Below are 26,004 nucleotides of genomic sequence, written 5' to 3' on the forward strand. Positions count from 1 at the left end.
GGATGCGCACTCAGCATGAAGCCGGGTCGCGTTGCCGCACAGGCGCTTCGTTCCGGAAGCGCGCGGCCTGGACGATGACAGTCATGGCATTCTTGAACGGTGACAAATCAGAAAGCTTCGAGAATGATCCGGTAAAATCAGCCGACCTGAGAAACATGGACGAACCTGCCGCCGCTACGGATTGACTATATCAGAATCGTTAATGGCGAGTTTAGCGGGTATTTCCATCACTGCATCGGACTTGTGTAAATAAAAGATCAAGAGAATTATTTTGAGAATTTTGAATCAAAAAGATATTTCTCCGCTGTCAATTTCTCAAAAAAGCAACCAGCTCTTTTGTTAGAAAAAAATTTACCTAATCGCAATATTTGCCTCGCGCCGCGCGTCGTACAATATATTCGTTCATGCAAATAATGATGCCGGGTCTTCCCGGGCAAGACAGCCGGCCCGCCCCTCAAAGATATCCCGGAACGCTTGATGGGTCGCTTGATTGAGCCTGTCCCCAAGGTTACCCTGCCGTTCGAAGCCTCCCGTCCGCGCATGCCGGCCGCGCTCCGGGGCTGCGGGCATCAGCAAAACGATCCGGCTCAGGAGGCGCTTGGACTGATAATGCAAACAATCGCATCGAAAGCCTGCCGCTGGCTTTCCGTTGCCGGCATCCTGCTCGCGGCGTCGCTCGGTTCTGTCGCACAGGCGCGGAACCTCAACGTCGGCGCCGGGTATAATTTCATTCCTGGCTCCGCTTATGTCTCGCTCGGCTACCGCCATACGGTTCCTGGCCTGACCACGTTCGGCCTCGACGCTTTCCTGATCACCACCGGCAAGGAAGAGCGGGCGGTGCGGCCGGGGCCAGAATTCAGCCTCGACGGCCTGGTCTATCTTCCGGGGTATCCGCTCTTCGCCAAGTTCGGCGCGGTGGCCGGCTGGGGGAAATACGGGCTTGACGGCGGGTTCGGGGTCGATCTGCCGCTCGGCAGCTCCTGGTTCGTTCGCTTGCAGGATACGTACTTCACGGCAACCGAAGACCGCACCGGTGGCATGGAATCCGAAAACCTGATTTCCGCGGGCCTGCACTATCGGTTCTGAGCGGTTCAGCCGCGGCGGCGGGCGCCGCTCAGCAGCCGCTCCGCCAGCACCGCGACGATGATGACCGATCCGATCGCTGTGCCCTGCCAGTAGGGCGAGACGTTGAGCAGGTTCAGCCCGTTGCGGATGAACAGCATGACGAACACGCCGAACAGGGTGCCGATGATCGAGCCGCGGCCGCCGAACAGGCTGGCGCCACCGATCACGACCGCTGCGATCGCGTCGAGTTCCAGGCCCTGGCCGCCGATCGGGTCGATCGAGAGAATTCGCGACGCCATGAAGATCGCCGCAACCCCGCTCATCAGGCCCGAGATCACATAGGCCAGCACGCTCCATGTCCCGATCCGCAGCCCCGCGACTCGCGCCGCCTCGGCGTTCGAACCGAGCGCGTACAGCGTCCGCCCGCCTTTGGTATGGTTCAGGAACCACCAGCACAGCGCGTAACACGCGATCAGCACAAGGAAGTCCACTGGAATGTCGAACAGCGAGTCCGCCGAAAGCGCGCCGAGGCCGGCCGGCAGCCCGCTGATCGAGTTCGCCCCGCTCAGCACATAGGCAAGGCTGCGCCCGATCGACATCATTCCCAGAGTGACGACGAAGGCGGCCACCCGCCCGTAGGTGATGATCAGGCCGTTGACCAGCCCGGCCGCGGCGCCCGCCGCAAGGCAGAACAGGAACGCAACCGGCATCGGGACATGGTGCAGCGAGAGGCCGAGCACGATCCCCGTCACCCCCACCAGGGAGCCCACCGACAGATCGATGCCGCCGATCAGGATCACCAGCGTCTGCCCGAGTGCCAGCAGCCCGACCACGACCGACTGGCTCAGCAGGTTCAGCATGTTGTTGAGGGTGAGGAAATACGGCGAGATCAGCGACAGCACCGCCATCACCGCGACGACGACGAGCGACATGCGCAGCTCGATCTGGGTCGCGAGCAGGGTGAGCAGCGTGCGGCGCGGCGCGGTACCGGTCTGCCCGGTGAGGGAAGTGGCGGGTCCGTTCATGGGGGTCATGCCTCGATCCTGGTCTCGTTTGGAGCGTCCCGCCGCTCGCCGAGCGCTGCGAGAATGTATTGCGTCACCGCGGCAGCGTCGAAATCGGCCGGCGCCCGCCCGAAGGTCAGCCCGACAATCCCGAGGCTGTGGCCGCGCTTGCCGGAAATCGGCACCAGCAGGGTCGGGCGCGCGCCATCCGCGGCCCGGTGCAGTGCGCCGGCCGGCGCGCCCACCGCATGGGCGATCGCCGTTGCCGCGATTTCGGGAAAGCCACCGGTGACGAAGCCGGGATCGGCCGACGGATCGTCGCCCACCCTGTCGAAGCAGAACAGCCGGCCGCCCTCGGCGGCCATCCAGTAGGCCGTGCCGCCATACCGCGCCACCAGTTCCGCGAGCACGGTGTGGGTCTTTTCCGCCGAGCTGCGCGGTGCGGCGAACATGCCGAGCTTTTCGATATCGATCAGTTCCGCGGGCAGTTCCGCGACGCTGGCGCCATCGCTGAGCACGGCGATGCGGTCCGACACGCCGATCACTTCCTCGAAATCCGACGATACCACGACGCAGGCCACACCCTCATCGGCGATCCGGCGCAACATTGCGTAGATGCTGCTGCGGGTGCCGATATCGACGCCGCGTGTCGGCTCATCGAGCAGCAGCAACCGTGGCGCGAGCACGAGACCGCGCGCCAGGATCACCTTCTGCTGCATGCCGCCGCTGAAATTGAGCATGTTGGCGTCGAGCAGACGCCGTTCCGGCAGTTCCAGCCGTTCGAGCAGCGCGCGCACCGCGGCGCCGCGCGTGCCATAGCCGAGCGTCACGGCGGAGCGCGCGCCGAGATGCGCGAGCAGCAGATTCTCGCGCACCGAGAAATCTGGCACGATCGCCTGGCCTCGCCGGTCTTCCGGGATGAGGCCGATGCCCGCCCTTATCGCATCCCGCGGCGAGCGGGCCCGGAATGGTTTGCCGTCGAGCTCGATCGTGCCGGAGACCGGCTGGCGCAGGCCGAAAATCGTCTCGATCGTCTCCGAGCGTCCGGCGCCGACCAGCCCGGCGAGACCAAGCACCTCGCCGGCGCGAACCTCGAAGGAGACATCGCGGACCATCGGCGGGCAGCTCAGATGGTTGACCCGAAGGACGACCGCGCCATCCGTGCGCCGCCGGCTCCGGCCGCCGCGGTTGTAGATGTCCTGCAGCTCGCGCCCCACCATCAGGCGCACCAGCTCGCCCTGCTGCAAGGTTTCGGTGGCAAGGCCGCTGGCGACGATCCGCCCCTCGCGCAGCACCGTCACCCGGTCGGTGACGGCGAAAATCTCCTCCAGCCGGTGCGACACGAAAATCAGCCCGTGCCCCCGTGTGGCGAGGCTGCGCATCAGCCCGAACAGCTGTTCCGCCTCGTGTGGCGAGAGTGCAGCGGTCGGTTCGTCGAAAATGATGATCCGGCTGTCCAGCGCCAGTGCCTTGAGAATTTCGACCAGCTGGCGCTGGCCGATGCTCAGCTCGCTCACCTTCATGTCGGGCCGCAGCACCTCGCTCTGGCCGATCTCGCCGATCAGCGCCTGCGCCTGCCGCCGCAGGGCGCGCCAGTCGAGCCGGCCGGGCATCGCGATCCGCGGCAGCATGATGTTTTCGAGCACCGATAGATCGGGCGCGAGCGAGGTTTCCTGCGTCACCATGGTGATGCCGGCGCGGATGGCATCGCGCGCGCCGGCATGACGCAGCCGTGCCCCGTTCAGCAGGATGTCTCCGGAATCGGGCCTGATATGGCCCGAGATGATCCGTGAAAGGGTCGACTTGCCGGCGCCGTTGGCGCCGACAAGAGCGTGGATTTCCCCCGCGCGGAGATCGAACGCGGCACCGGAAAGCGCCTGGGTAACCCCGAAACGCTTCCAGATGTCGCGCAGTTCGAGCAGGGCCACGGCGATCGCTCAGCTCAGGCCGAATGTCGTCTTGCGGACGATCGGCGCTTCCTTGGCGACATTCGACTTGTCGACCACGATGATCGGGATTTCGATCCGCTTCGGCGGGGTCGTGCCGGCGAAATGCTGGAACAGCGCCTTCGCCGATTCGGTGCCGAACAGGTAGGGCTGCTGCATGCCGGAGCCGACGATGGTGTCATCCTCGATCATCTTGATGAATTCCGGGATGCCATCGAACGCGGCGACCTTCATCGTCTTCTGCCGGTGGGCGGCGTGGATCGCGCGCAGGGCGCCGATGGTCGGCTCGTCGGTCTCGACGAAGAGCCCGTCCATCTCGGGATGCGCGGTCAGCATGTCCTGCACGAACTTGAAGGTTTCATCGGCCGTATAGGTCTGCATCTGCGAGAGGGCGACGCGCTTGATCCCGGCCTCGTCCATCGCCTGCATGAAGCCGGCGGTGCGGTCCTTGCCGTTCTGGCGGGCGAGCGAGATCGTCACCAGACCCACCGTGTTCTGCTTGCGGCCGGTCGCCTTGAGTTCGGCGGCCAGCACCTTGCCGATGCCGTAGGCGCCCTTGCGGTTGTCGGAGATGACGAAGGAGAGATACTCGCCGCCCGAAGTGCCGATATCGGCGATGACGACGGGGATGCGCGCGCGGGCGGCGGCGGCGAGGACGGAGGGGGCGGTCGAGGTATCGGTCGGCGAGAGGATGATGCCATCCACATTCTTGGCGATCGCGTCCTGCGCGTTGGTCAGCTGGGTCTGCGCCGAGTTGTGGCTGTCATAGGTGACCGAGCTCGCGCCGTGCTTCTTTGCCTCGGCGGCGATGCCGTTGGAGAGGGTGCGCCAGTAGGGCAGGTCGAGCCCCGGGGTGATGTAGGCGAGGCGCTTGCCCTTGGCGAAGGCAAGGCCGGGCGCCATTGCCGCGGCGAAGACCGTCGGTGCGGCGAGTTTGCCGAGGGTTCGCCTCGTGATCAGGCGAGGTTTGGCGTGGATGATGATGTCGTCGGTCATGGTTTCCTCCGGTTTGTTTGGGATTGTCGGTTCAGCTGTTACCCGTTCGGGCGCGGGGCGGCGGCCTGCCGCCCTCGATCACGTGGCGGGTGGTCTGGTAGATCCGGTCGAGATGCACGTCGAAGGCGGCGACCACCGCCGCCTCGTCATGCCGTGTCAGCCCGTCGAGGATCGCCTCGTGATCGGCAACGCTCCGGGCCACGGCCTGCTCCTGTGCCACCGCGCGGCGGCGGATTTCCATCATGTGCGTGTAGAGATCGCTGACGAAATCGGCGAGCGCGGGATTGCCGCAGGCGCGATAGATCGCGAGGTGGAATTCGCGGTCGGAAATCAGGAACCGGACCGGGTCGGTCTCCGCCGATTTCTGCGTCTCGAGACAGCGGCGCAGGAAGTTGAGATCGTCCTGGGTGATTTCCCGCGCCGCCGCTGCGACCACTTCGCGTTCGACCAGCATGCGCGCTGCATGAACGGTCTCGATATCGTATTCGTTGATCCGCCGGGTTTCGGTCACGCCGGGCGCCATGGGGCCGAGTTCGGTGCTGATCACCCGCGTCCGCGCGCCTTGCGATACCTCGATCACGCCGCGTGCCGCGAGGATCTGGATGCCGCCGCGAACGGTTTCGCGGCTGACCTGAAACGCCGAGGCAAGGTCGCGTTCGCTTGGCAGCGGATCCCCGACCCTGACGATCCCGGCAGCGATCAGCCCGGCGATCTTCTCGGCAACCAGCTCGCGCGTCGTCCGCCGCATGACGGAATCGCGCAGATCCGGCAGATGCCCGATCACGGAAAAGGCGCCTTGCGGCACGTCTGTTATCCTCCCGCTTGTCCACTGGCCCAGCCAGCAGACCAGCGGAGCAAACACCATTCGCCGATCACGGTCAAGCGAGGGTTTAACCCGCCCGGAGCCGAAATGCCCCGCCGCGTTTCGCGGCGGCGGCGGTCAGAGAATGTTCAGGCTGATCGGCAGGCGGACGACGATCTGTGCGGCGGGCGAATTGGGGCCAACGCCGATGCTGACCCCGACATTGAGGCTGGCATTATGGGTGATCTGGTAGCCGAGGCCGAAATCGAAGGCGCCCGCGTCATACGCCGTGCCCTTGATGCTCTGGCCGTTCTGCTGCTCGTCGAAATACTGGTCTTCCTCGTAGCCGACGCTGAACGACGCGCGGTTGTTGAGCGAGAAGCCCATGCCGAAGGACAGCCCGATACCGTTGCCCGGCTGCAGCTTCGCCTTTATCGGTGCGCCGCCACCGGGGTTCTGGATGCTGACGGTGCGGCCGAAATTATAGACGTATTTCAGATTGGCAAACAGGATCACCGGGCTGGTCGGATACAGCATCGTCAGGCTCGGCTGGAGCTGATAGAAGCCAGTGCCGGTCGGCAGGCGCTTGTCCACGCCTTGCAGATAGATCCCCTGGGGCGAGTTCGTGGTGAAGATCGGCACGCTGAACGGGCTCGTTCCGGTCATCGTCTTGAAGTTGAGGTTGGCCACGAAGGTCGGCACCGATTCCGAGCCGCTGTTGAGCTGGTAGCTGCCGCCGAACTGGACATCGCCGAGGTTGAAGGCGTGCGCCGAAACGGTCAGCGGCCCGACGCTCTGGCCGACCAGGACCGGCGAGGTGATCGTGGTGTTATACCCGGTGTCGAAGGGAATCCGCACATAGATGTCAGACCGTCCGGTCAGGCCGTAGCGCAGGGTGAGCTGCTCGGTGAGCAGATTTTCGTATACCTTGTTGATGTTGATGTTCCCGAAGGTGATGCCGGGAACGATGGTGAACCCGCTGACGTTCACCTGATTGCTGTTGTAATAGGAATATTGCAGCGACGGCTCGATCACGAGCGTCCCCTTCGGCGTCAGCACACCGCCGGACTGGGCGAGGGACGAGTTTGTTTGCAGCACGAGGTTGGCCCGCGCCTTACGGTTGGCGTCGGCCTGCTCGCGCTGGTTCGAGGCGGCAGCCTCGGCGGCCGGGGCTGTTGTCTCGCGCGGCGCCGCGGCCGGTACCGTAGTAGCCGGGGCTTGTGCGACGCGCCGGCGGGCGGGTGGCGGCGCGCCGCCGTTGAGTGCCGCGAGTTCGGCGCGCTCACGCCGGATCGACTCGAGTTCGGTGCGGATCGCATCCATCTGCGCGACCAGGCTCGATTTCTGTTTCTGCAACACCGCAGCCTGATGGTTCAGCCGGTCGTTCAGTTCACGGATTCGGGCGGCGGTCTCCGGCGTCGCGGCGTCTGCCGCCCCCTGGATCATAACGGCAAAACCCAGCCCACCGAGCATCGTCCGCGCGATCATGTGAATTCTGCTCATAGCATCCCCATCCCTGCGTTTCGTGCAGCGCCTTGCGCCCGGAAATATGAAAGTCCAGACAAAAGATGATCAATTCCTTATACGCATTTAATTTTTCCATACAATTATTCATTCACGCGCGAAAGTTCGGAATACGGGATTGGGTGCGGCTGCTAGAGCATCATCCGATCAGATGGAACCATCTGATCGGATAAAGATGCTCGATTTATCAATATACTAGAGCACTACATCCGATCCAGCCGGATCGGAAAGTGCTCTAAGGATGCGCCCGGCCTCGCGGCAATGGCCCCCGGCGCCAGAGCATCGTCCGATCAGACGGGGTTGTCTGATCGGATAAAGATTCTGTTTTATCAGTATGATAGGGCGCCATATCCGATCCATCGGGATCGGGCCGTGCTCTGGCTTGCAGGCAGGCTCAGGCGGTGACGCCGTAATGCCGTCCCATCGTGTCGTTCATCGTCCACAGGATATCGAGCTTGAACTTGAGGATCTGCAGGGCGCGCTCCTGCATTGGCCTCGTCGCGAAATGGGCAAGCGTGATCTGCAGGCCGTGGACAACGTCGCGCGGGGCCTGGCTGGTGCGGTTGCGGAAATAGTCCAGCCCCTCGCTCTCGATCCAGGGATAGTGTCCGGGCCAGGTGGCGAGGCGCTGGCGGTGGATGTCCGGCGCGAAAAGCTCGGTCAGCGAGGAGCAGACGGCCTCCTGCCAGGGCGCGCGGCGGGCGAAATTGACATAGGCGTCGACCGCGAAGCGCACGCCGGGCAGGAGGTGGCGCAGGTCGAGCATCTCCTCGCGCGGAAGGCCGGTGGCGATGCCGAGGCGGAGCCAGGCTTCGATGCCGCCCTCGTCGCGCAGATGGGTGCCGTCGGGCAGTTCGTAGTCGAAGCCGTCATGGTCGAGGATGCGGCGGATCCAGCCGCGGCGGATCTCACGGTCGGGGCAGTTGGAGAGGATCGCCGCATCCTTCACCGGGATCGCGATCTGGTAATAGAAGCGGTTGGCGACCCACATGCGGATCTGCTCCGGCGTCGCCTTGCCGGTGTTGAGCATCACGTTGAACGGATGGTGGATGTGGTAGGCGCTGCCGGCCTCGCGCAGCTTCGCCTCGAATTCGGCGTGCGACCAGGGCGCGCGGCCGTCATCGGCTGGTGGCGCCTCGGCCAGGAGATCGGCTCTCATCATTGGACATTCCCCTAAAGCATGAGGCCGGAAGGACGACAGGGGATGGTCGGCGGCGCATTGATCTCGATCATTGCGCGGCGGGGCGGATCAGCGGCCCGGGGCGGCGAGCGGCGCGATGGCGGCGAAGAGCGGCGACGCGGGATCGGCCAGGTGGCGCAGGAGAGAAAAATGATCGGCGCCGGGGACGATGATCTCGTGGGCGATGTTGCCGGCGGCGCGCCAGGCCGCGTGCATCGCGCCGGTCTGCGCCCGGAAGGCGGGGGTTTCGTCGCCGCCGACGGCGAAGATCGCCGGCGGCATGAGCTGCTTCACGCGATGCACCGGCGAGGTGGCGCGGGCGGCGGCGGCGTCGAGCCCGAGGCGGTCGTTCAGCGGTGTCGCGCGCAGCGGGTCGAGATCATAGACGCCGCTGAGACCGATGATGGCGGTGACCGGGCTCGGACCGTCCCAGTCGGTCAGCGCGAGCTCGGCGGAGAGATGGGCGCCGGCGGAATGGCCGATGGCGATGAGCCCGCCGGTGCCGGCAGCGTTCAGGACGGCGGGGACGGCGCGGCGCACCGATCCGGTCAGCGCGGCGAGGCTGGCATCGGGGCAGAGCGGGTAGTTCACCAGCGCGACGTTGAAGCCAGCATCGACGAAGGGCGGCGCGAGGAAGCGGAATTGCGCCTTGTCGCGCCCCTGCCAGTAGCCGGCGTGCAGGTAGAGCAGGGTCGCCGCGGCACCGGGGGCGGCGAAGAAGTCGAAGCGTTCGCGCTCATGCGGGCCGTAGGGGATGTCGAGCCGGGGCGCGCGGGCGGCGATGGCGGCGTCGCCCTCGCGCAGGAAGGCCTCGATCAGCGCCGGATGGCCGGGGCGCATCTGCCCGGCGAGATACTGGAAGACGGGGTCGGACGGGTCGGTCATGGCGCGCCGCTCGCAGGTTGCGGTGCTGCGAAGCCGGCAAGGGTGGCGTAGCCGCGGACGATGGCCTCCAGCTCGTCCGGGCGGGCGACGTCGTCGATGCGAACGAAGCCGTCGGGGGCGCGGGCGGCGACGAGGTCGATGACGCGCTCGGGGCCGCCGACGCGGTTGGACCGCACCACGGCGGCGGTCGCCGGGCGGCGCTCGGCCTCGTAGGCGGCGAGTGCGGCGGCGAGTGCGGCGGGGGTGTCGGCGCTTGCGGCCAGACGGTCGGCAAGGCAGCGGGCGTCGAGGATCGCCTGCGAGGCACCGTTCGAGCCGACCGGATACATCGCATGCGCCGCGTCGCCGAGCAGCGTGATGCGCCCGCGCGTCCAGCGGTCCAGCGGATCGCGGTCGCACATCGGGTAGAGGAAGATTTCGCGCGTTGTGCGGGCGAGGCGCTCGATATCGACGAAGGGCAGCGCGAAGCCGGCGACCAGCGGGGCGAACTCCTCCCAGGCGCCGCGGCGCGACCAGCTCTCGCGCGCGGGCGGCGAGGTGCCCTCGGCGCCGGTGCGGGCATAGACGACCCAGTTGGTCAGCCGCGTGCCGGCGGCGCCGGCGGCGGGCTGGCCGATCGGGTAGAAGACGAGCTTGGCAGTGGCGTTGCCGGCGATGATCATTTCATCGCCGCTGCCGAAGGCCGGCCAGTCGAGCGCGCCGCGCCACATCTGGATGCCGTTCCAGCGCATCGGCGGGTCGGCGTCGAGCAGCAGCGGGCGCAGGGTGGAATGGATGCCGTCAGCGCCGATCAGCACATCGCCTGCGATCGTCTCGCGATTACCGGCGGCGTTGGTGAGCGTGACCCGCACGGCACCGTCCGCCTCGGTGGCGGCGGCGACGCGTGCGTCCGGGCGCAGCGCCCGCGCCCCCAGCCGCTCGCGCGCGGTGCGCCAGAGCATGTCCTGCAACCGGCCGCGATGGATGGAGAATTGCGGCACGTCGTGGCCGGCATGCAGGCCACGCGTCTCGGTCCAGATCACCTGGCCGCGATGGTTGAGGTAGGAGAGCGCGCGGGTGCGCAGGCCGATTTCGTCGAGCGCGGGCAGCAGGCCGAGGGAGGCGAGTTCGCGGACGGCGTGCGGCAGGATGTTGATGCCGACGCCGAGCGGACGGATTTCCGGTGCGGCCTCCAGCACGAGGCACTCTATGCCGCTTCGGTGCAGCATGAGGGCGAGGGTGAGTCCGCCGATGCCGCCGCCGGCGATGAGCACGCGCATGGCGGGTTCAGCCCGGCGGCAGGAAATGGACCTCGTGCTCGGCCGCGATGCGGACGACCTCCGCAGGGTCGGCGAGGTTGTGGATACGCTCGAACAGGGCGCGCAGCGAGCGACTGGGGGCGACCCAGAACAGGCATTTCACGTCGGCATCCGAGTGGTTGAAGATGCCGTGCGGCTTGCCCATCGGCATGCGGACCAGGTCGCCGGGACCGGCCGAGAGATCCTGCCCGTCGAGCCAGAGATCGAATTTTCCCTCCAGCATGTAGATGAATTCGTCCTGCGTCGGGTGGACATGCGGGGGGACGAAGGTGCCGGGCGGGAAGACCGCGTGCCAGGCCATCGAATGGTCCGACTCCTGCTTCAGCGTGTAGGTCTGGCCGAGGACGTTCCAGACAACGCCGTCGATCCCCTCGTCGGTCCTGGTGATTCCGGGCGGCATGTCGTTCATGGTCGGTCTCCCCTGTTTCGCATGGTTAAATCAGGCGGCGGCGGTGTGGGCAAGACGGCGCTGATCAAGGTGCTGACCGGGGCGTCCAGCCGAGTTCGGGGCGGCGCCAGAGCATTTTCCGATCCCGGTGGCGCGATATGTAATGCTCTGTATTCGCGACGCGCCAGTGGACCTCTGCAATTTCTTGGGCCGCCGAGCGCATTCGCTGAAATTCGAGGCGGTGTACGAGGGAAAGTCGCTCGGCGAGCCGGCCACGGCACCCGCCATCAGCGAGGTGCAGGAAAGGCTGGACTTCGTCCGCTCGATCAAGCGCTCAGGGCGCGCGGCGATCTATATCGAGCATAATCCCGCGCCGGCCACCAGCGCCGGGTCGAGGCCGACGAGGTCGCGGTAGCGCGCCGGATCGGTCGCGCCCTCGGTGTTGAAGACCAGGATCCGCGCTTCCGCGCCGCAGCCGAGCGCCTGCCGTGCCCCGGCATCGCCGGTGACGCGGAGCAGTCCGGCGAGGCCAGCGCCGCCGCTTTCGCCGGCCACCACCGCCACATCGCCGGAGTCGGGCCGGGCGAGGCGGTTCATCGCTGCAACGGCATCGTCCTCGCTCACCGTCATGAAGGCGTCGGCGGCGCGGGCGAGGATTCGCCAGGCGACGAGCGAGGTTTCGTAGCATTCGAGCATGGCCATCACCGTCGGCGCGCCGGCCTCGATGCGGATGGTTCTGCCGGCGCGCGCCGCCGCCAGCACGCAGGCTGCGCGGTCGGGCTCGACGACGATGAGGGTCGGCCGAAGCGCGCCGAAGCGTTCGGCGAGATGGCCGGCGACCGCGGCGGCGAGGCCGCCGACGCCGGCCTGGATGAAGACATGGGTGGGCGGCGCCGGCATGGCGGCGAGCGCCTCGTCCACCATCGCGACATAGCCCTGCATGACGAGGCCCGGAATCCGTTCGTAGCCCGGCCACGACGTGTCGGAGACGAGGGTCCAGCCACGGGCGGCGGACAGGCGGGCGGCCTCCGCCACCGAATCATCATAGGTGCCATCGACATGGATGATCTCGGCGCCGAGGTCCGCGATCGCCGCCACCCGCGCCGGGCTGACGCCTGCATGCACGAGGATCGCGCAGCGGCTGCCCAGCATCGCCGCGCCCTGCGCCACCGAGCGGCCGTGATTGCCGTCGGTCGCGCAGGCGAAGGTCATGGTGGCGGCGATGCGGCGGACCTCCGGCGTGGTCATGTCGGCGTAGCCGACGGGGCGGCCGAGGCGGCGCGCGGCTTCCTCCAGCACCAGGCGGACCACGGCATAGGCGCCGCCGAGCGCCTTGAAACTGCCAAGGCCGAAGCGGGGCGATTCGTCCTTGAGGTGGAGGGCAGCGACGCCGAGCCGGGCTGCGAGGCAAGGCAGGGCGATGAGCGGCGTCGGGCGGTGATCGGGGCGGTGGGCGAGGTAGCGGGCGAGTTCGTCGGCCGCATCCGCGCCGAGCAGCGCCGCATCGGCGGCGTCGAGCGGCGCGCGATGGGCGGGATCGGGATTCAGGATCAGCATGTTTGTGCTCCCGCCGGAATCAAGGGGTCGGCCAAGTGGTCGCCCCCGTTATGCCGGGGACGGGGCGGCGCGCCAATCCGCCGCGCTCCGGACGGCGGGGCGCCTTACGGCACGGCGAGCGGCTCGGGCTTTTGCGCTTCCTGTGCGGCGGCGCGGCGGCGGAAGGGGAAGAACCGCTCGCGGCGGGTTTCGGCGAGCATGACGCGCTGGTGGACGCGCAGCAGGTCGGCGCGGGAGACGATGCCGAGGAGGCGTCCATCCGTGTCGACCACGGGAATGCGCGGGGCGTTCCGGGTGAGCATGCGCACCGCGATGGTGTCGGCCATCTCGTCGGGCGCGGCGGTGGCCAGCTCGCGTCCGGCGATCATCGCGCGCAACGGCAGGTCGCGCCGCACCTCGTCGCCGATCCAGTCGAGGATGTCGGCGCGGGAGACGAGGCCGAGCACCAGGCCGTCCGGCCCGGTCACCGGAAAGGCGCGGTGTGCTGCCGCGTGCGAGAGGAACCGCTCGATCGCCGCCCCCACCGGCAGATCCGCGGCCAGCGTGTCCACCTTGGTCGCCATGATGTCGCGGATGCGGGTCACGGCGAGCGGATCGATGCTGTATTCGCGGGTGAGGTGATGGCCCCTTCGGGCGATCTTCTCGGTCAGGATCGAGCGTTTCATCAGCAGGACGGTCACCGCCATGCTGGCCATGCTGGCGGCGAGCACCGGCAGGAGGATGAGGTGATTGCCGGTGAGTTCGACGGCGAACAGCGTCGAGGTCATCGGGGCGCGCATGGTGCCGCCCATCATCGCCGCCATGCCGAGCACCGCCCAGAAGCCGGGGGCGGCGTGCGGCATCACGGGGGCCATAACCGCGCCGAGCGCGCCGCCGATGATCAGCAGCGGGGCCAGCACGCCGCCCGACGTGCCCGAGCCCAGCGCCACCGACCAGATCACGCCCTTGACCAGGACGAGGCGGATCGCGGCACCCCCGGCCAGCGTGCCGGCGAGCAGGCGCGCGATGTCGGGATAGCCGACGCCGAGGGAAGCGGGGTCGACCACGCCGCCGATGCCGACGACGAGGCCGCCGAGCACCGGCCACCACATCCAGTGGATCGGGAGTGTCTCGAACCCGTCCTCGGCAGCATAGACGAGCACGGTGAGCAGGGCGGAGCCGAACCCGGCGGCAAGCCCGACGCCGAGCCAGCCCAGGGCGTGCAGCGGATCGACGATCACGCCGCCGGCATAGGGAAACAGCGGTGCCGGAGCCATGCAGAAGCGGCGGAGGATCGCGGCGGTGATGCAGGCGGCGCCGACGGGAATGATGCTGCGAGGCTTCAGCTCGAACAGCAGAAGTTCGACCGCGAGCAGAAGGGCGGCGACCGGGGTGCCGAACACCGCCGTCATGCCCGCGCAGGCGCCGGCGACGAGCAGGGTCTTGCGTTCGGCATCCGTGAGGGTGAAGCACTGCGCCATCAGCGAGGCGGCGGCGCCGCCGGTCATGATGATCGGCCCCTCGGCGCCAAATGGGCCGCCGGTGCCGATCGAGATCGCTGACGAGATCGGCTTGAGGATCGCTACCCGCAGGTCGAGCCGGGCGCCGCCGAGCAGGATCGCCTCGATCGCCTCGGGGATGCCATGACCGCGGATTTTCTCCGATCCGTAGCGGGCCATCAGGCCGATCAGCACAGCACCGCCGGCAGGAACAAGGATCGTCCAGAGCGCGGGATGTCCGCCCGGCGCAGCGCCGCCTGCCGCGAGCATCCGGGTCGACCATACCCCGTAGTAAACGAGATTATTGATCAGCCCGATCATGCGCAGCAGGATCCAGCCGGCGATGACGCCGAACAGGCCGGCACAGGCACCGAACCCGATCAGCCGGAAGATCCCGCGATCGGTCGTGTAGTCGCCAAGGCGGGCGGGAGACGGAAGGTGGGGCGATGACGACATTGATCGCGGACTCCGGGGCAGGGAAGAGCTGGCCATATATCGTAACACGATATACAACGACAACCCGCCGGGAAGAGGAGACAGCATGGCTGATGCGTGTTTGACCGACGAGGACTACGAGATGCTGGCATCGTTCCGCTTCGCCCTGCGGAAGTTCCTCGCCTTCAGCGAGGCCGCCGCCCGGCGCGACGGGCTGACGCCGCGCCAGCACCAGGCGCTGCTCGGCATCCGCGCCATGCAGGGCCGGGGGAGCGCCAGCGTGTCCGACCTCGCGGCGTTCCTGATCCTGCAGCACAACAGCACGGTGGAACTGGTCGACCGGCTGGTGGCCGCCGGCTTCGTGGCGCGGACGACCGATCCGGAGGATGGGAGGCGGGTGCGGCTGGCGCTGACCGAAAGCGGGGAGGCGAGGCTCGCCGCGCTGTCGCAGACGCATCTGGACGAGCTGGAGCAGATCGGTCCCGAGTTACGGCACCTGCTGACGCGCATCCAGCGGTATCGGCGCCTGATCCGCGGTTCCGTGCGCAACGGCATGGTGGAGGGAAAACCCCTGACCTGAAATCGTCTCCTGCTCGTCGGCGCTACCCTTGCCCCGGTCTGGGGGCGTTGCTCGCCGGAAAGACGAGGGTGACGGCGAGGCCTGGGCGGTTCGCGCCCTGGGTGGCATCGTCAAGCGTGAAGACGGCATCGTGCAGTTCGGCGATGGCGGCGGAGAGCGGCAGGCCGAGGCCGTAACCGGGCCGATGGCGCGCCGGGTCGAGCCGGCCGAAGCGGCGCAGCGCGGCACCACGGTGGTCCGGCGCAATGCCAGGGCCGTCATCGGTCAGGCGAACCGTCACGCGCGTCGCTTCAGCGCGGGCGACGAGGCCGATGCGCGCCGGGCCGCCCGCATGGGTCATCGCGTTCTCGATCAGGTTGGCGAACATCTGGTTGAGCAGCTGGGCATCGCCGCGGATGGCGAGGCGAGGCGTGACCTGCGCGATGAGACGGTGGCCCGCCTCCTCCGCCACGGTCTCGTAGGTCTCGACCAGGCGGTCCAGCAGGTCGGTCAGGTCGATGTTGGAAAAGGAGGCACGGCGGGCACCGGTTTCGATCTGGGCGAGGCGGAGGACGGCGCCGCAGAGCGCCAGCGCGCCGTCGACCTGCGCGATCGCCTCGGCGATGGCTGTCCCGGTCGCCGCCGGCTCGGGGTCGCGCAGCGCGAGTTCGAGGGTTTCGCGCAACCGGGCGAGTGGCGAGCGGAGATCATGGGCGATCTCGTTGCCGACGGCTGCGAGATTTTCCATCAGATGCTGCATGCGGTCGAGCATCGCGTTCACGGTTTCGGCCAGGCGGTCGAACTCGTCGCCGCTGCCGGCGAGCGGGATGCGGCGGGAGAGGTCGCCGGCCATGATCTCGCGGCTGGCGAGGCTGACCGCGTTCACCCGCGCGAGGGCCTTGCGGCCGAAACCGATTCCGGCGGCGAGGCCAAGGCTGAGGGTGAGGCCGAAGCCGATCAGGAAGCTGCGGCGGATCAGGTCGTTCAGCCGGCGGATCATCGTGCCGTCGACGCCGACGAGCAGCGACGCGCCGTCGCGCAGGCGGACCACGAGGACGCGCAGTTCCATCACCCCTTGGGCGAAGGCGCCGCCGGCCGGCGTGTCCAGCGTGTGCCAGCCGGGCGCGGGCAGCGGGAGGCGCAGATTGCCCGCGAGGGCGGCGCCGTTCGGCCCGGAAAGCGCGTAGAAGATGCGGAACGGCTTCTCCGCGAGGGCCGCGTTGATGGCGCCGGCGGCCTCCGCGGCAGGCGTTGCCGTCCCCTGCGGCAGGATCTCGCCGATCTCGTTGGTGATCGAAGCATCGAGCGTCTGTCGCAGGGAGCCAAGGGTTCCATAATAGATGACGACGAAGACGATGACGGCGCCCATCGCCGCCACGGCGGCGCCGAGCGCGGCGAGACGCACGCCGGAGGTGCGCAGGATCGCGGGGTGACCGGGTGCCGGCCAGAGCCGGGTCATGCGGGATCGCCGATGCGGTATCCGGCGCCGCGCACGGTGTGCAGCAGCTCGCGCCCGGCGCCCGCCCCGAGCTTGGCGCGCAGCCGGGAGACATGCGACTCCACCACGCTGGTGCGCGGGTCGAAATGGAAGTTCCAGACATCCTCGAGCAGCATCGTCCGCGTCACCACGCGGCCGGCATGGCGCATCATGTATTCCAGCACCTCGTATTCGCGGGGCTTCAGGTCGATGCGCCGGCCGGCGCGGCTGACGGCGCGGGTGAGTCGGTCGAGTTCGAGATCCTCGACCCGGAGCACCGGCCCGGAGGGGCGCATCTCGCCGCGCCGGGCCAGGGCGGCGACGCGGGCGGCGAGTTCGGCGGCGGCGAAGGGCTTGACGAGATAGTCGTCGCCGCCGGCGCGCAGGCCCTCCACCCGGTCGTCGATGCCGCCGAGGGCGGTGAGGAACAGCGCCGGCATGCTCAGGCCAGCACCACGCAGGGTACGGACCAGAGCCAGACCATCGAGGCCCGGCAACATGCGATCGACGATCAGCAGATCCCAGGCCCTGCCCTCGTGGCCGGCGGCGGCGCGCAGCAGGCCTTCCCTGCCATCGCCGGCAACAGCGACGAGATGCCCCTCGGCGCCAAGCGCGGCGCGCACGAGATTCGCTGTCAGGTCGTCGTCCTCGACCAGCAGAATGGCCAGGCTGGGTTGCGTCATCGCATCGGTCCGGTCATGCACGGAGCGGAGGATCATGGTACCGGCGCGCCGGTCAAGCCGCGACGGGAAACATTACCGAATCACAAACTGCATGTAAGCTGCGGGGCAGCTGCGCTCCGGCATCCAACCACGCGTGATCGGTTCTCCCCTCGCTTCTCTCCGCCGCTTCGCCGGCCTTGCCGCGCTGCTCGGCCTGTCCGCCTGCGCCAGTTTTCACCCTGAGCCGCTCGCGCTGCACCCATCCCCCGCCGGGTCGCTTGCGGCACTCGACCGCGCGCTGCCGGGCGGCGGGACGATTGCGGCGCGCGGTGCCCTGACGCCCGAGGACTATGCCGCACTCGCCGTGCTGAACGATCCGGCGCTGGCCGCCGGGCGGGCGGGGGTGCGGCTCGCTGCCGCCCGGCAATTTGCCGCCGGGCTGCTGCCCGATCCGCAGGTGAGCGGCGGGTTCGCCGCCCTGCTCGGCGGGCCGGCGGTCGCGCCGTCGATCTCCGGCGGCATCACCCAGGACATCGCGGCGCTGGTGACACGCGGCCCGCGCCTTTCCGCCGCCCGGGCGCGGACCGCCGCGGCGGCGGCGCGGTTCGAATGGCAGGAATGGCAAGTAGCGGCGAAGGTGGAGATTCTGGCGATCGGCCTCTGGGACGAGCGGCGACGGCTGGCCGCGCTGGACCGGGCGCGCAGCGCGCTGGTCGGGCTCGACCGCGCATCGCGCGCCGTGATCCGGCAGGGAAATCTTGCGATTGGCGCGGGGGCGACGGCGGCGGCGAGTCTCGCCGGGATCGACACAGCGCGGGATGCGATCGCGCAGCAGGAGCAGGCCGATCACGCGGCCCTTGCCGCGCTGCTCGGCCTCGCACCCGGCGCCGACCTGCCGGTCGCGGCACCGGACATCGCCCCGCTGCCGGCCCGGCGTGTGGCGGCGCTGGTCGGCAATCTCGCCCGGCGGCGGCCCGACCTGATCGCCCTGCGCTATGGCTATCGAGCGACGAATGCCGATCTGCGCGCTGCGATCCGCGCGCAGTTTCCGCTGCTCTCGCTCGCGGTGAATGGCGGGACCGACACGACGCGGGTGGCCAGTCTGGGGCCGACGATCACGCTCGACCTGCCGCTGTTCGATGGCCAGCATGGCGCGATCGCGGTTGCGCGGGCCTTGCGCCGGCAACTCAAAGCCGCCTTCCGCGCCGCACTCGACCAGGCGGCAGGACAGGCGGAAGCGGCGCAACAGGCGCTGACGTTGCTTGGCACGGAATACCGCCAGGCGGCGCGGCGCGCGGCAATCGCCCGGCGCGATGCGGCTGCGGCGCGGCTCGCCTATGCGGCGGGGCTGGTCGATGCCCGCGCCGAGGCCGACCTGATCGACGCTGCGGCGAACCGGCAGGCCGAGGCGATCGACCTCCAGGGCCGGATCGCGGCCGGGCGCGTATCGCTGCGCACGCTGCTCGGCGCCGGCCTGCCGATGATTCGCCCCCTCTCTGGCCCCGCCAAGGACTGATGTCATGACACGATTTTTCTGCTCCGGTGTGCGGCGTCTTACCTTGGTGCTGGTGGCCGTTGCCGGGTTCGCGGGCAATGCCGCGCTGGCGGACGAGCCGAGCGTGCTGGTCACTACCGTTCCGGTAACAAGGGGCGCGCTGAAACACACGATCACAGCCTATGGCCACATCGCGCCAGGGGCGGGTGCGGCGCGGACGCTCACGACCTTTTACGAAGCGGTTGTGACGGCGATCGACGCGCGGCCGGGCATGGCTGTCCGCAAGGGGCAGGTGATCGCCCGGATCGCCGCCGCGGCGGCGACGCGCGCCGCCTATGCACAGGCCGTCGCGGCGCGGGATGGGGCGCTGCGGATACTCGCCCACACGCGGGCGCTGCTGGCGCAGCATCTCGCCACCCGGATCCAGCTGGCGCAGGCGGAACAGGCGGCGCAGGCGGCGCGTGCGACGCTCGATGCGTTGAAGCGCGAGGGTGCGGATCGGGCCACGGCTGCGGTCGAGGCGCCGTTTGCCGGCATCGTGACCGCGATTTCAACCGCACCCGGCGCCGCGCTGCAGCCGGGGACGGCGATCGCGACGGTGGTGCGGCGGGCGGCGCTGGTCGCGGTCGTCGGCGTCGATCCGGCGGCGGCCCGGCGCCTCGCCGCGGGGCAGCCGGCATCGGTGAGTGTGTTTGGCGGTGCTGTATTGCGCGGGCGGATCGATCTGGTGTCAGGCGAGGTCGATCCGCGGACGGGGCTGGTCGATGCGACGGTCGGGCTCGGCGCCGCGCAGGCGCTGATCGGCGGCATGGTCCGCGCGCGTATCGACACCGGCACGGTGCGTGGCGTGATCGTGCCGCGTGATGCGGCGCTGCCCGCGGAGGGGCGCGAGGTGATCTGGCAGATACGGGACGGTCACGCGGTGCGGGTGATCGTTCACGTGCTGGCGAGCGCGCATGGCGAGAGCATCGTCGCCGGCCCGGTCGACCCGTCTCTGCCGGTCGTGGTCGCGGGGAATGCCCAGCTGCAACCCGGAATTGCCGTGCGCGTGCAGGCGGAGCCGGGATACTGATGCCGGACTTCGCCGCGTTCCTCGCCCGCCAGCAGAAGGCGGTCCTGTTCCTGATGGCGTGCCTCGCGCTGGCCGGGGCGGTCAGCGCGGTATCCCTGCCAGTGGGGCTGTTCCCGCGCACCTCGTTCCCGCGGGTGCGGATCAACATCGATTCAGGGGCGCGGCCGGCGCATCAGATGATGCTGCAGGTGACCCAGCCGGTCGAGCAGGCGTTGCGGGCGCTGCCCGGCGTGCGCGGTGTGCGCTCGACCACCTCGCGCGGATCGATGCAGGCTTTCATCGATTTCGACTGGGGAACCAACATGCGGGCGGCAACGCTCGAGGTCGACGCCGCGCTGGCGCAGCAATTGCCCGACCTGCCCAAGGGCACGCGCTACGTGGTGCGGCGGATGGACCCGACCGTGTTTCCCATCATCGCCTATGCGCTGATCTCGCACAGCATTTCGGAGGCGGATCTCAGGACGATCGCGCAATATCACATCGTCCCGGTACTCGAGCGGATTCCCGGTGTGGCCAAGATCGGCGTGCAGGGGGGCGACACGCCGGAGGTGCATGTCGTCGTCGATCCGGCGAAGCTCGCCGCGATGCATGTGACGCTGACGAGTGTCGAGCAGGCGGTATCGCGGTCGAACGTGCTCGCCTCGGTCGGCCGGCTCGCCGATCATGACAGTCTTTATCTGGTGGTGCAGCAGAACACGCTGCGAACCATGGCGCAGGTGCGGCGGATCGTGGTCGGCGGCGGGCCGGACGGGGTGGTGCGGCTCGGGCAGGTGGCACGGGTCGAGATGGGCCGGGTGCCGCGTTATTACCGGGTGAGCGAGAACAATCACCGCGCGGTGACGTTGCAGGTCTTCCAGCAGCCCAGCGGCAACGCCGTTCAGGTGGATGCAGCGGTGCGCCGCGCGCTCGCGGCCTATGAGACCCGGCTGCCGGCGGGCGTGCGGCTGGTGAAATGGTACGACCAGAGCACGCTGGTGACCGCTGCCGCCGGCTCGGTCCGCGATGCGATCGCGATCGGCGTGGTGCTGGCAGGGCTGGTGCTGATCGGCTTCCTGCGGAGCTGGCGTGTCACGCTGATCGCGCTGCTGGTGCTGCCGGCCTCGATGGCGACCGCGGTGCTGATCCTCACGCTGTTGGGGATGAGTTTCAACATCATGACGCTGGGTGGCCTTGCCGCGGCGGTGGGGCTGGTGATCGACGATGCGATCGTGATGATCGAGCATGTCGCGCGGCGGGCCGGGCGCGCGGGCGGGATCGCGGCGCGCGGCGCGGTGCTGGCGGCGGCGCAGGAATTCCTGGCACCGCTTGCCGGCTCGTCGCTGGCGACGCTGATCGTGTTCGTCCCGCTTGCCTTCCTCTCCGGCGTGACCGGCGCCTTCTTCAAGGCGCTATCGATCACCATGGCCTCCACGCTGATCGCCTCCTGGCTGTTCTCGGCCTTCGCGGTGCCGGTGCTGGCGCGCTGGCTGATCGATTTCGACAAATGGCACGACCCGGTCGCGGGCGGCGGCGCGCGTGAGTCGGTGCTGGCGCGGACGCATGGGTGGGTGCTCGACCTTGTGGTGAGGCGGCCAGCCTGGCTGCTGGTGGCGCTGGTGCCCTTCGTGCTGGCTGGCGCCTATGCCTATTCGGCGGTGCCGACCGGCTTCATGCCGCGGATGGACGAGGGCGGGTTCGTGATCAACTACCAGGCGCGTCCCGGCACCTCGCTGGACGAGGGGGCGCGCGAGATCCGCCAGGTGGGGGATATTCTCCGCGCCGATCCGGCGGTGGCGACATGGTCGACCCGGCTCGGCGCCGGGCTCGGCGGCGACCTCAACGAGCCGTATCAGGGCGACATTTTCGTCCAGCTTCGCCCGCTCGGGCAGCGACCGCCGATCTGGACGGTGATGGACCGGCTGCGCCAGCGGATCACCGACCGTGTGCCGGGCATCGATTTCGACGAATCGCAGCTGATGTCGGACCTGCTTGGCGATCTTGTCAGCCAGCCGGAGCCGATCGAGATCGAGCTGCATGGCGACCCGGCGCGGCTGGATGAAACGGCGAAGCGGGTGGCAGCGGCGATCGGCCGGATTCCGGGCGTGGTGGGCGTGCAGGACGGCGTGGTGATCGCCGGGGACTCGATCGACATCCATGTCGATCCTGCGAAGGCGGCGATGTTTGGCTTCGATCCCGCCGCCGTGGAGCGGCTGGTGGCGACGGCGCTGCGCGGCAGCGTGGTCACCGCGCTGCCGGGCCAGGATCGGTTTACCGGCGTGCGGCTGGAACTGCCGCGCGATGCCTTCGCGCAGACCGACGATCTGCTGCGCCTGCCGCTCGCCGCACCCTCCGGCGCGCTGGTGCCGCTCGGGGCGATCGCGACGCTGAAGACGGTGTCGGGCCGGCCGGAGATCGCCCGCGACAATCTGCGTCAGATCGTCGCGGTAACGGGGCGGATCAGCGGCGGCGGCATTTCCGCGGCGATTGCTTCGGTGCGCCGCGTGCTGGCGCAGCCTGGACTGCTGCCGGCGGGCATGAGCTACCGGCTTGGCGGGCTCTACCGCCAGCAACAGAAGGCATTCATCGGCCTTGCCCGCGTGTTCGTCGCCGCCGTGCTGGCCGAGTTCGTGCTGCTGCTGTTCCTCTATCGCAGCTTCGTCATCGCCGGGGCGATCGTCGCCACCGCGCTGCTCTCGAGCCTTGCGGTGTTCATCGGGCTCGATCTCTCGGGTGTGGCGCTCAACATCACCGCGCTGATGGGGATGACGATGATCGTCGGGCTCGCGACCGAAATGGCGATTTTCTACATCTCGGAATACCAGAGCCTTGCCGCGCATCAGGCTCCCCGCGAGGCGCTGGTTGCGGCAAGCCGGAACCGGCTGCGCCCGATCGCGATGACCACGCTTGCCGCGATCCTGACGCTGCTGCCGCTCGCACTCGGCATCGGCGAGGGCAGCGGCATGCAGCAGCCGCTCGCCATCGCGGTGATCTCGGGATTCGCGGTTGCGTTTCCGCTGGTGCTGTTCGCCCTGCCGGCGCTGCTGTGCCTCGTCAGAACATCATCGGATCAGATGGACTCATCTGATCGGATAAAGATGCTCTGATGACCAACAGGATAGAGCACGACATCCGATCGAGAAGGATCGGAAGGCGCTCTACCCCGGCCGATGACGGGTAACCGGCCAGGAAATCACATGCCCGTCCGGCACCAGATCGGTGAGTGACGCCGCGGCCGCGCGGGCAACGTCCGGCGGGCAGAAGAATTCGATCATCAGCGGCAGGTCGACATCAAAATGCATCAGGTCGGCGGCATGGATGATCCGCTGCCCGTTCATTCCGGCAATGCCGCGGAACACGGAAACCCCGTCGAGCGCAAAATCATCGCGCAGCCGCTCCAGGATCGTCTGCATCAGATGGCGCCGCCGTCCGTGATCGGATTCGTCGAGGGCGATGCGCACCAGTGTGGCCTGTTCTTCCATCTCAGACATTCCTTGCCAGATAGACGCCGAGAAAGGCGCCGATGAACCCGAGCACGACCGACAGCAGCACATAGAGCCCCGCTTTCGCGATCTCGCCGCTCTCGACCAGCATGAGGGATTCGAGCTCGAAGGTCGAGAAGGTGGTGTATCCGCCGAGAAACCCGGTGAGGATGCCGGTGCGCAACGCCGGATCGATGGCGACGCGCTCGGCCGTCAGCACGAAAAGGAACCCGATCGCAAACGAACCGAGCACGTTGATGCTGAGAACGGCGACGGGGAAGCCGCGGCCGAACAGGCCCTGCATGAAGATCGTCTGGCCGTAGCGCGCCCAGCAGCCGAGCGAGCCGAACACGGCGATGGACGCAAGCGTCTTGATCATGAACTGCCTTCCTGTCGTGGCGAAACACTTGAATTGCGGGGAGGGGGAACGGCGGCGGCGTGGGCCGCAAAATCCGTTCGGCAAGGTTGGGTCATGGGCGCGCTTGCTTCTCCGCGACTGACGGAACGAAACAGGAGTCATCAGCCCCGCGGGCGGTTTGCGGCGAACCCCATCACCGGCGCGGGTGGGCCGCGCGCGCCGTGTTTGCGATGCGAGGCCGGGCGCTGTCAATCCGTCTGCCGCCGCTTACTCGTAGCGCAGCGCCTCGATCGGATCGAGCCGCGATGCCTTGCGGGCGGGGTAGAAGCCGAACCCCACGCCAACGCCGGCGGCGAACAGGAAACCTCCCGCCACCGCCAGCGGGGAGAGTGGCGCGGGCCAGCCGGCGAACAGCGTGATGGCGCCCGAAAGCGTGGCGCCGAGCACGATGCCGGCAAGCCCGCCGGTCACGCTCAGGATCACCGATTCGGCGAGAAACTGCAGCAGAACATGCAGCCGCCGCGCCCCGATCGCCATTCTGAGCCCGATTTCGCGGGTCCGCTCGGTGACCGAGACGAGCAGGATGTTCATGATCCCGATGCCGCCGACCAGCAGCGAGATCGAGGCGACGATGGCGAGAAGCAGCGCCATGACCCGGCTCGATCCCTGCGCCGCTGCGGCGATCTGGCTCAGATTGCGCACCGAGAAATCCTTAAGCCCGTCCGGCTGGATCCGGTGGCGAAGGCTGAGCGTGTGGCCGATCTGTTCCATCGCCTCCGGCACGGCCTCCGGTGTCGTCGCCTGTGCGAAGAGCTGGTTCACATAGCCGGCGAGCCGGGGTTGCAGTGCGTAAGGGTTCGGCCAGGGCGGATAGGGCCAGTTCAGCGGCGTTTCCTCCCGGCTTGGTGCTGCGGCGCCGAGCACACGCTGCTCGGCGGTGCTGAAGGGCAGCATCACGACATCGTCCTGATCGGTGCCAAAAGGCGTCTGCCCCTTGGCGGCGAGCACGCCGACGATGCGGATCGGTGCGCCTTTCACCAGCATGGTGGCGCCGAGCGCCGTCTCTCCGCGGGCGAACAGCATCTGCCGCACCGTCTGCCCGATCAGCCCGACGAGTGCGCCGGCGGCCTCGTCATGCGAGGTGAGCGGCCGCCCTTCGGCGATCCGCCAGTTGGTCATCGCGGGATAGTCGGGACTGACGCCAAGGGTCGCCGTGGTCCAGTTCCGGCTGGCATGGCGCACCTGGGCGGCGGCGCGGATCAGGTAGCCGACCCGGCCCACCGCCGGATCCTCGCGCAGGATCGCCCGCGCGTCGTCCACCGTGATCGTCGAGGCGCTGCCGAACCCGGCATGGGCGCCGCCCGCCGTCGTCGCACCCGGCAGCACGACCAGCAGGTTGGTGCCGAGCCCCTCGATCTGCTTGCGGATCGCCTGGTTCGCCCCCTGGCCAACCGCGACCATGGCGATCAGCGCGGCGACACCGATGCACACGCCCAGCATTGTCAGCGCCGCCCGAAGCCGGTTGCGCGCCAGCGCCTGGAGTGCCGCCGCGACAATCATGCGGACGAAGCCGAGCGCGGCGCCACTGCCCGCACGGGCCGGGGCTGCGGCCGGCGCGGGTTCTGCTGCCGCCGGCAAGGGTGACGGTCCGGCCGGTGCGTCCTGCCGCTCGTCCGCCACGATCCGACCGTCGCGCATGGTCAGCACACGTCGCGCATAGCGCGCGATGTCCTGCTCATGGGTCACCACCAGGATCGTGACTCCCTGCTCGCTGTTCAGCGCCGCCAGCGTCGCCATGATTTCATGCGATGTCCTGGTATCGAGATTGCCGGTCGGCTCGTCGGCCAGCAGCAGCTGCGGCGCGTTGATCAGCGCCCGCGCGATCGCCACGCGCTGTTGTTGCCCGCCCGAAAGCTGGGCCGGCGTGTTGGCCTCCCGCCCGGCGAGGCCGAGGCGGCCGAGCGCCGTCCGCGCCCGCGCCCGCCGCGCAGCACCATCCACCGGCCCCGCCGCGGCGTAGACGAGCGGCAGCGCCACATTGTCGAGCGCGCTGGTGCGGGCGAGGAGGTTGAAGCTCTGGAACACGAAGCCGATCCGCGCGCTGCGGATCCCCGCAAGGGCCGGCTCGGCCAGCCCGGCGACATCGACGCCCTCGAAGCGGTATTCGCCGCAACTTGGACGGTCGAGACAGCCGAGAATGGCCATCAGCGTCGATTTCCCCGATCCGGACGACCCCATGATGGCGACGAATTCGCCGCGTTCGATCACAAGATCGACATCGCGCAGCGCGTGTACCGCGAACCCGCCGCTGCCATAGAGTCGGCCGATTCCGCGCAGCTGGATCACCGGTGCCGCCGTCATCCCA

21 protein-coding genes and 1 riboswitch are annotated in these 26,004 nt (G+C 68.5%); of the genes, 5 read left to right on the forward strand and 16 right to left on the reverse strand.

The window, feature by feature from the left end:
* Positions 1–477: 477 nt before the first annotated feature.
* The gene (locus B7Z76_RS00595) at positions 478–1,086 is read left to right on the forward strand and encodes a hypothetical protein (RefSeq protein WP_174503090.1); all 609 of its coding nucleotides are present in this window, start codon (positions 478–480) and stop codon (positions 1,084–1,086) included.
* 5 nt (positions 1,087–1,091) lie between these two features.
* Here B7Z76_RS00595 and B7Z76_RS00600 read toward each other — a convergent pair whose 3' ends face one another.
* From B7Z76_RS00600 to B7Z76_RS00650, 11 genes are all read right to left on the reverse strand, one after another.
* A complete protein-coding gene (locus tag B7Z76_RS00600) occupies positions 1,092–2,099 on the reverse strand; it encodes an ABC transporter permease (protein WP_201712602.1) in 1,008 nt (335 codons plus the stop codon).
* Positions 2,096–3,997, reverse strand: a complete 1,902-nt coding sequence (locus tag B7Z76_RS00605; RefSeq protein ID WP_291341667.1) for a sugar ABC transporter ATP-binding protein — start codon at positions 3,995–3,997, stop codon at positions 2,096–2,098. The genes B7Z76_RS00600 and B7Z76_RS00605 overlap by 4 nt, the downstream gene beginning before the upstream one ends.
* Positions 3,998–4,006: 9 nt before the next feature.
* Positions 4,007–5,011: a substrate-binding domain-containing protein gene (locus B7Z76_RS00610; protein ID WP_201712601.1), complete on the reverse strand. Its 1,005-nt coding sequence runs from the start codon at positions 5,009–5,011 to the stop codon at positions 4,007–4,009.
* A 31-nt stretch (positions 5,012–5,042) separates the two neighbouring features.
* The gene (locus tag B7Z76_RS00615; protein WP_201712600.1) at positions 5,043–5,816 is read right to left on the reverse strand and encodes a FadR/GntR family transcriptional regulator; all 774 of its coding nucleotides are present in this window, start codon (positions 5,814–5,816) and stop codon (positions 5,043–5,045) included.
* A 135-nt stretch (positions 5,817–5,951) separates the two neighbouring features.
* On the reverse strand, positions 5,952–7,316 hold the full coding sequence (locus tag B7Z76_RS00620; RefSeq protein ID WP_174503087.1) for a transporter: 1,365 nt from the start codon (positions 7,314–7,316) through the stop codon (positions 5,952–5,954).
* Positions 7,317–7,731: 415 nt separating this feature from the next.
* On the reverse strand, positions 7,732–8,499 hold the full coding sequence (gene pqqC, locus B7Z76_RS00625) for a pyrroloquinoline-quinone synthase PqqC (RefSeq protein ID WP_291341668.1): 768 nt from the start codon (positions 8,497–8,499) through the stop codon (positions 7,732–7,734).
* An 87-nt stretch (positions 8,500–8,586) separates the two neighbouring features.
* The gene (locus tag B7Z76_RS00630; RefSeq protein WP_291341669.1) at positions 8,587–9,402 is read right to left on the reverse strand and encodes an alpha/beta hydrolase; all 816 of its coding nucleotides are present in this window, start codon (positions 9,400–9,402) and stop codon (positions 8,587–8,589) included.
* Positions 9,399–10,661: a flavin-dependent oxidoreductase gene (locus tag B7Z76_RS00635; protein WP_291341670.1), complete on the reverse strand. Its 1,263-nt coding sequence runs from the start codon at positions 10,659–10,661 to the stop codon at positions 9,399–9,401. The genes B7Z76_RS00630 and B7Z76_RS00635 overlap by 4 nt, the downstream gene beginning before the upstream one ends.
* A gap of 7 nt (positions 10,662–10,668) precedes the next feature.
* On the reverse strand, positions 10,669–11,109 hold the full coding sequence (locus tag B7Z76_RS00640) for a cupin domain-containing protein (protein WP_174503084.1): 441 nt from the start codon (positions 11,107–11,109) through the stop codon (positions 10,669–10,671).
* A 330-nt stretch (positions 11,110–11,439) separates the two neighbouring features.
* Complete coding sequence (locus B7Z76_RS00645) at positions 11,440–12,645, reverse strand: diaminopropionate ammonia-lyase (RefSeq protein ID WP_291341671.1); 1,206 nt, start codon at positions 12,643–12,645, stop codon at positions 11,440–11,442.
* Between the two features lie 104 nt (positions 12,646–12,749).
* Complete coding sequence (locus B7Z76_RS00650; protein WP_291341672.1) at positions 12,750–14,579, reverse strand: chloride channel protein; 1,830 nt, start codon at positions 14,577–14,579, stop codon at positions 12,750–12,752.
* Between the two features lie 85 nt (positions 14,580–14,664).
* On the opposite strand from B7Z76_RS00650, the gene B7Z76_RS00655 reads away from it, so the two are divergent.
* Entirely contained in the window at positions 14,665–15,138 is a 474-nt protein-coding gene (locus B7Z76_RS00655) for a MarR family winged helix-turn-helix transcriptional regulator (RefSeq protein ID WP_291341673.1), read from the forward strand.
* 22 nt (positions 15,139–15,160) lie between these two features.
* On the opposite strand, the gene B7Z76_RS00660 is transcribed toward B7Z76_RS00655, so the two are convergent.
* Both B7Z76_RS00660 and B7Z76_RS00665 read right to left on the reverse strand, forming a co-directional pair.
* Positions 15,161–16,576 (reverse strand): HAMP domain-containing sensor histidine kinase, encoded by a 1,416-nt coding sequence (locus B7Z76_RS00660; protein WP_291341674.1) that lies wholly within the window; start codon positions 16,574–16,576, stop codon positions 15,161–15,163.
* Positions 16,573–17,313, reverse strand: coding sequence for a response regulator transcription factor (locus tag B7Z76_RS00665; RefSeq protein ID WP_291341675.1), 741 nt, complete (start codon positions 17,311–17,313; stop codon positions 16,573–16,575). Before B7Z76_RS00665 ends, B7Z76_RS00660 begins: the two co-directional genes overlap by 4 nt.
* Before the next feature lie 97 nt (positions 17,314–17,410).
* On the opposite strand from B7Z76_RS00665, the gene B7Z76_RS00670 reads away from it, so the two are divergent.
* From B7Z76_RS00670 to B7Z76_RS00680, 3 genes are read left to right on the forward strand one after another with little or no spacing between them, the layout of a single operon-like run.
* Positions 17,411–18,772: a TolC family protein gene (locus B7Z76_RS00670; protein ID WP_291341676.1), complete on the forward strand. Its 1,362-nt coding sequence runs from the start codon at positions 17,411–17,413 to the stop codon at positions 18,770–18,772.
* Between the two features lie 4 nt (positions 18,773–18,776).
* Entirely contained in the window at positions 18,777–19,823 is a 1,047-nt protein-coding gene (locus tag B7Z76_RS00675; protein ID WP_291341677.1) for an efflux RND transporter periplasmic adaptor subunit, read from the forward strand.
* Entirely contained in the window at positions 19,823–22,906 is a 3,084-nt protein-coding gene (locus tag B7Z76_RS00680) for an efflux RND transporter permease subunit (RefSeq protein WP_291341678.1), read from the forward strand. Before B7Z76_RS00675 ends, B7Z76_RS00680 begins: the two co-directional genes overlap by 1 nt.
* Before the next feature lie 51 nt (positions 22,907–22,957).
* Here the strand turns inward: B7Z76_RS00680 and B7Z76_RS00685 are convergent, their stop codons facing one another.
* From B7Z76_RS00685 to B7Z76_RS00695, 3 genes are all read right to left on the reverse strand, one after another.
* Positions 22,958–23,281 (reverse strand): DUF190 domain-containing protein, encoded by a 324-nt coding sequence (locus B7Z76_RS00685; protein ID WP_291341679.1) that lies wholly within the window; start codon positions 23,279–23,281, stop codon positions 22,958–22,960.
* 1 nt (position 23,282) lies between these two features.
* Positions 23,283–23,660 (reverse strand): fluoride efflux transporter CrcB, encoded by a 378-nt coding sequence (crcB, locus tag B7Z76_RS00690; RefSeq protein WP_291341680.1) that lies wholly within the window; start codon positions 23,658–23,660, stop codon positions 23,283–23,285.
* A 124-nt stretch (positions 23,661–23,784) separates the two neighbouring features.
* Positions 23,785–23,846: riboswitch (Fluoride riboswitch) on the reverse strand.
* Between the two features lie 60 nt (positions 23,847–23,906).
* Entirely contained in the window at positions 23,907–26,000 is a 2,094-nt protein-coding gene (locus tag B7Z76_RS00695; protein WP_291341681.1) for an ABC transporter permease, read from the reverse strand.
* Positions 26,001–26,004 lie beyond the last annotated feature (4 nt).

This window comes from Acidiphilium sp. 20-67-58, from assembly GCF_002255515.1.
Taxonomy (GTDB): domain Bacteria; phylum Pseudomonadota; class Alphaproteobacteria; order Acetobacterales; family Acetobacteraceae; genus Acidiphilium.

What these genes read in the sequence shown, in the direction of transcription:
- B7Z76_RS00630 (WP_291341669.1), bottom strand. Translation starts at nt 9,402, where the DNA reads ATGACCGACCCGTCCGACCCCGTCTTCCAGTATCTCGCCGGGCAGATG.
- B7Z76_RS00640 (WP_174503084.1), bottom strand. Translation starts at nt 11,109, where the DNA reads ATGAACGACATGCCGCCCGGAATCACCAGGACCGACGAGGGGATCGAC.
- B7Z76_RS00685 (WP_291341679.1), bottom strand. Translation starts at nt 23,281, where the DNA reads ATGGAAGAACAGGCCACACTGGTGCGCATCGCCCTCGACGAATCCGAT.
- B7Z76_RS00660 (WP_291341674.1), bottom strand. Translation starts at nt 16,576, where the DNA reads ATGACCCGGCTCTGGCCGGCACCCGGTCACCCCGCGATCCTGCGCACC.
- B7Z76_RS00650 (WP_291341672.1), bottom strand. Translation starts at nt 14,579, where the DNA reads ATGTCGTCATCGCCCCACCTTCCGTCTCCCGCCCGCCTTGGCGACTAC.
- B7Z76_RS00610 (WP_201712601.1), bottom strand. Translation starts at nt 5,011, where the DNA reads ATGACCGACGACATCATCATCCACGCCAAACCTCGCCTGATCACGAGG.
- pqqC (WP_291341668.1), bottom strand. Translation starts at nt 8,499, where the DNA reads ATGATGAGAGCCGATCTCCTGGCCGAGGCGCCACCAGCCGATGACGGC.
- B7Z76_RS00620 (WP_174503087.1), bottom strand. Translation starts at nt 7,316, where the DNA reads ATGAGCAGAATTCACATGATCGCGCGGACGATGCTCGGTGGGCTGGGT.
- B7Z76_RS00680 (WP_291341678.1), top strand. Translation starts at nt 19,823, where the DNA reads ATGCCGGACTTCGCCGCGTTCCTCGCCCGCCAGCAGAAGGCGGTCCTG.
- B7Z76_RS00675 (WP_291341677.1), top strand. Translation starts at nt 18,777, where the DNA reads ATGACACGATTTTTCTGCTCCGGTGTGCGGCGTCTTACCTTGGTGCTG.
- B7Z76_RS00595 (WP_174503090.1), top strand. Translation starts at nt 478, where the DNA reads ATGGGTCGCTTGATTGAGCCTGTCCCCAAGGTTACCCTGCCGTTCGAA.
- crcB (WP_291341680.1), bottom strand. Translation starts at nt 23,660, where the DNA reads ATGATCAAGACGCTTGCGTCCATCGCCGTGTTCGGCTCGCTCGGCTGC.
- B7Z76_RS00655 (WP_291341673.1), top strand. Translation starts at nt 14,665, where the DNA reads ATGGCTGATGCGTGTTTGACCGACGAGGACTACGAGATGCTGGCATCG.
- B7Z76_RS00695 (WP_291341681.1), bottom strand. Translation starts at nt 26,000, where the DNA reads ATGACGGCGGCACCGGTGATCCAGCTGCGCGGAATCGGCCGACTCTAT.
- B7Z76_RS00600 (WP_201712602.1), bottom strand. Translation starts at nt 2,099, where the DNA reads ATGACCCCCATGAACGGACCCGCCACTTCCCTCACCGGGCAGACCGGT.
- B7Z76_RS00645 (WP_291341671.1), bottom strand. Translation starts at nt 12,645, where the DNA reads ATGCTGATCCTGAATCCCGATCCCGCCCATCGCGCGCCGCTCGACGCC.
- B7Z76_RS00635 (WP_291341670.1), bottom strand. Translation starts at nt 10,661, where the DNA reads ATGCGCGTGCTCATCGCCGGCGGCGGCATCGGCGGACTCACCCTCGCC.
- B7Z76_RS00665 (WP_291341675.1), bottom strand. Translation starts at nt 17,313, where the DNA reads ATGATCCTCCGCTCCGTGCATGACCGGACCGATGCGATGACGCAACCC.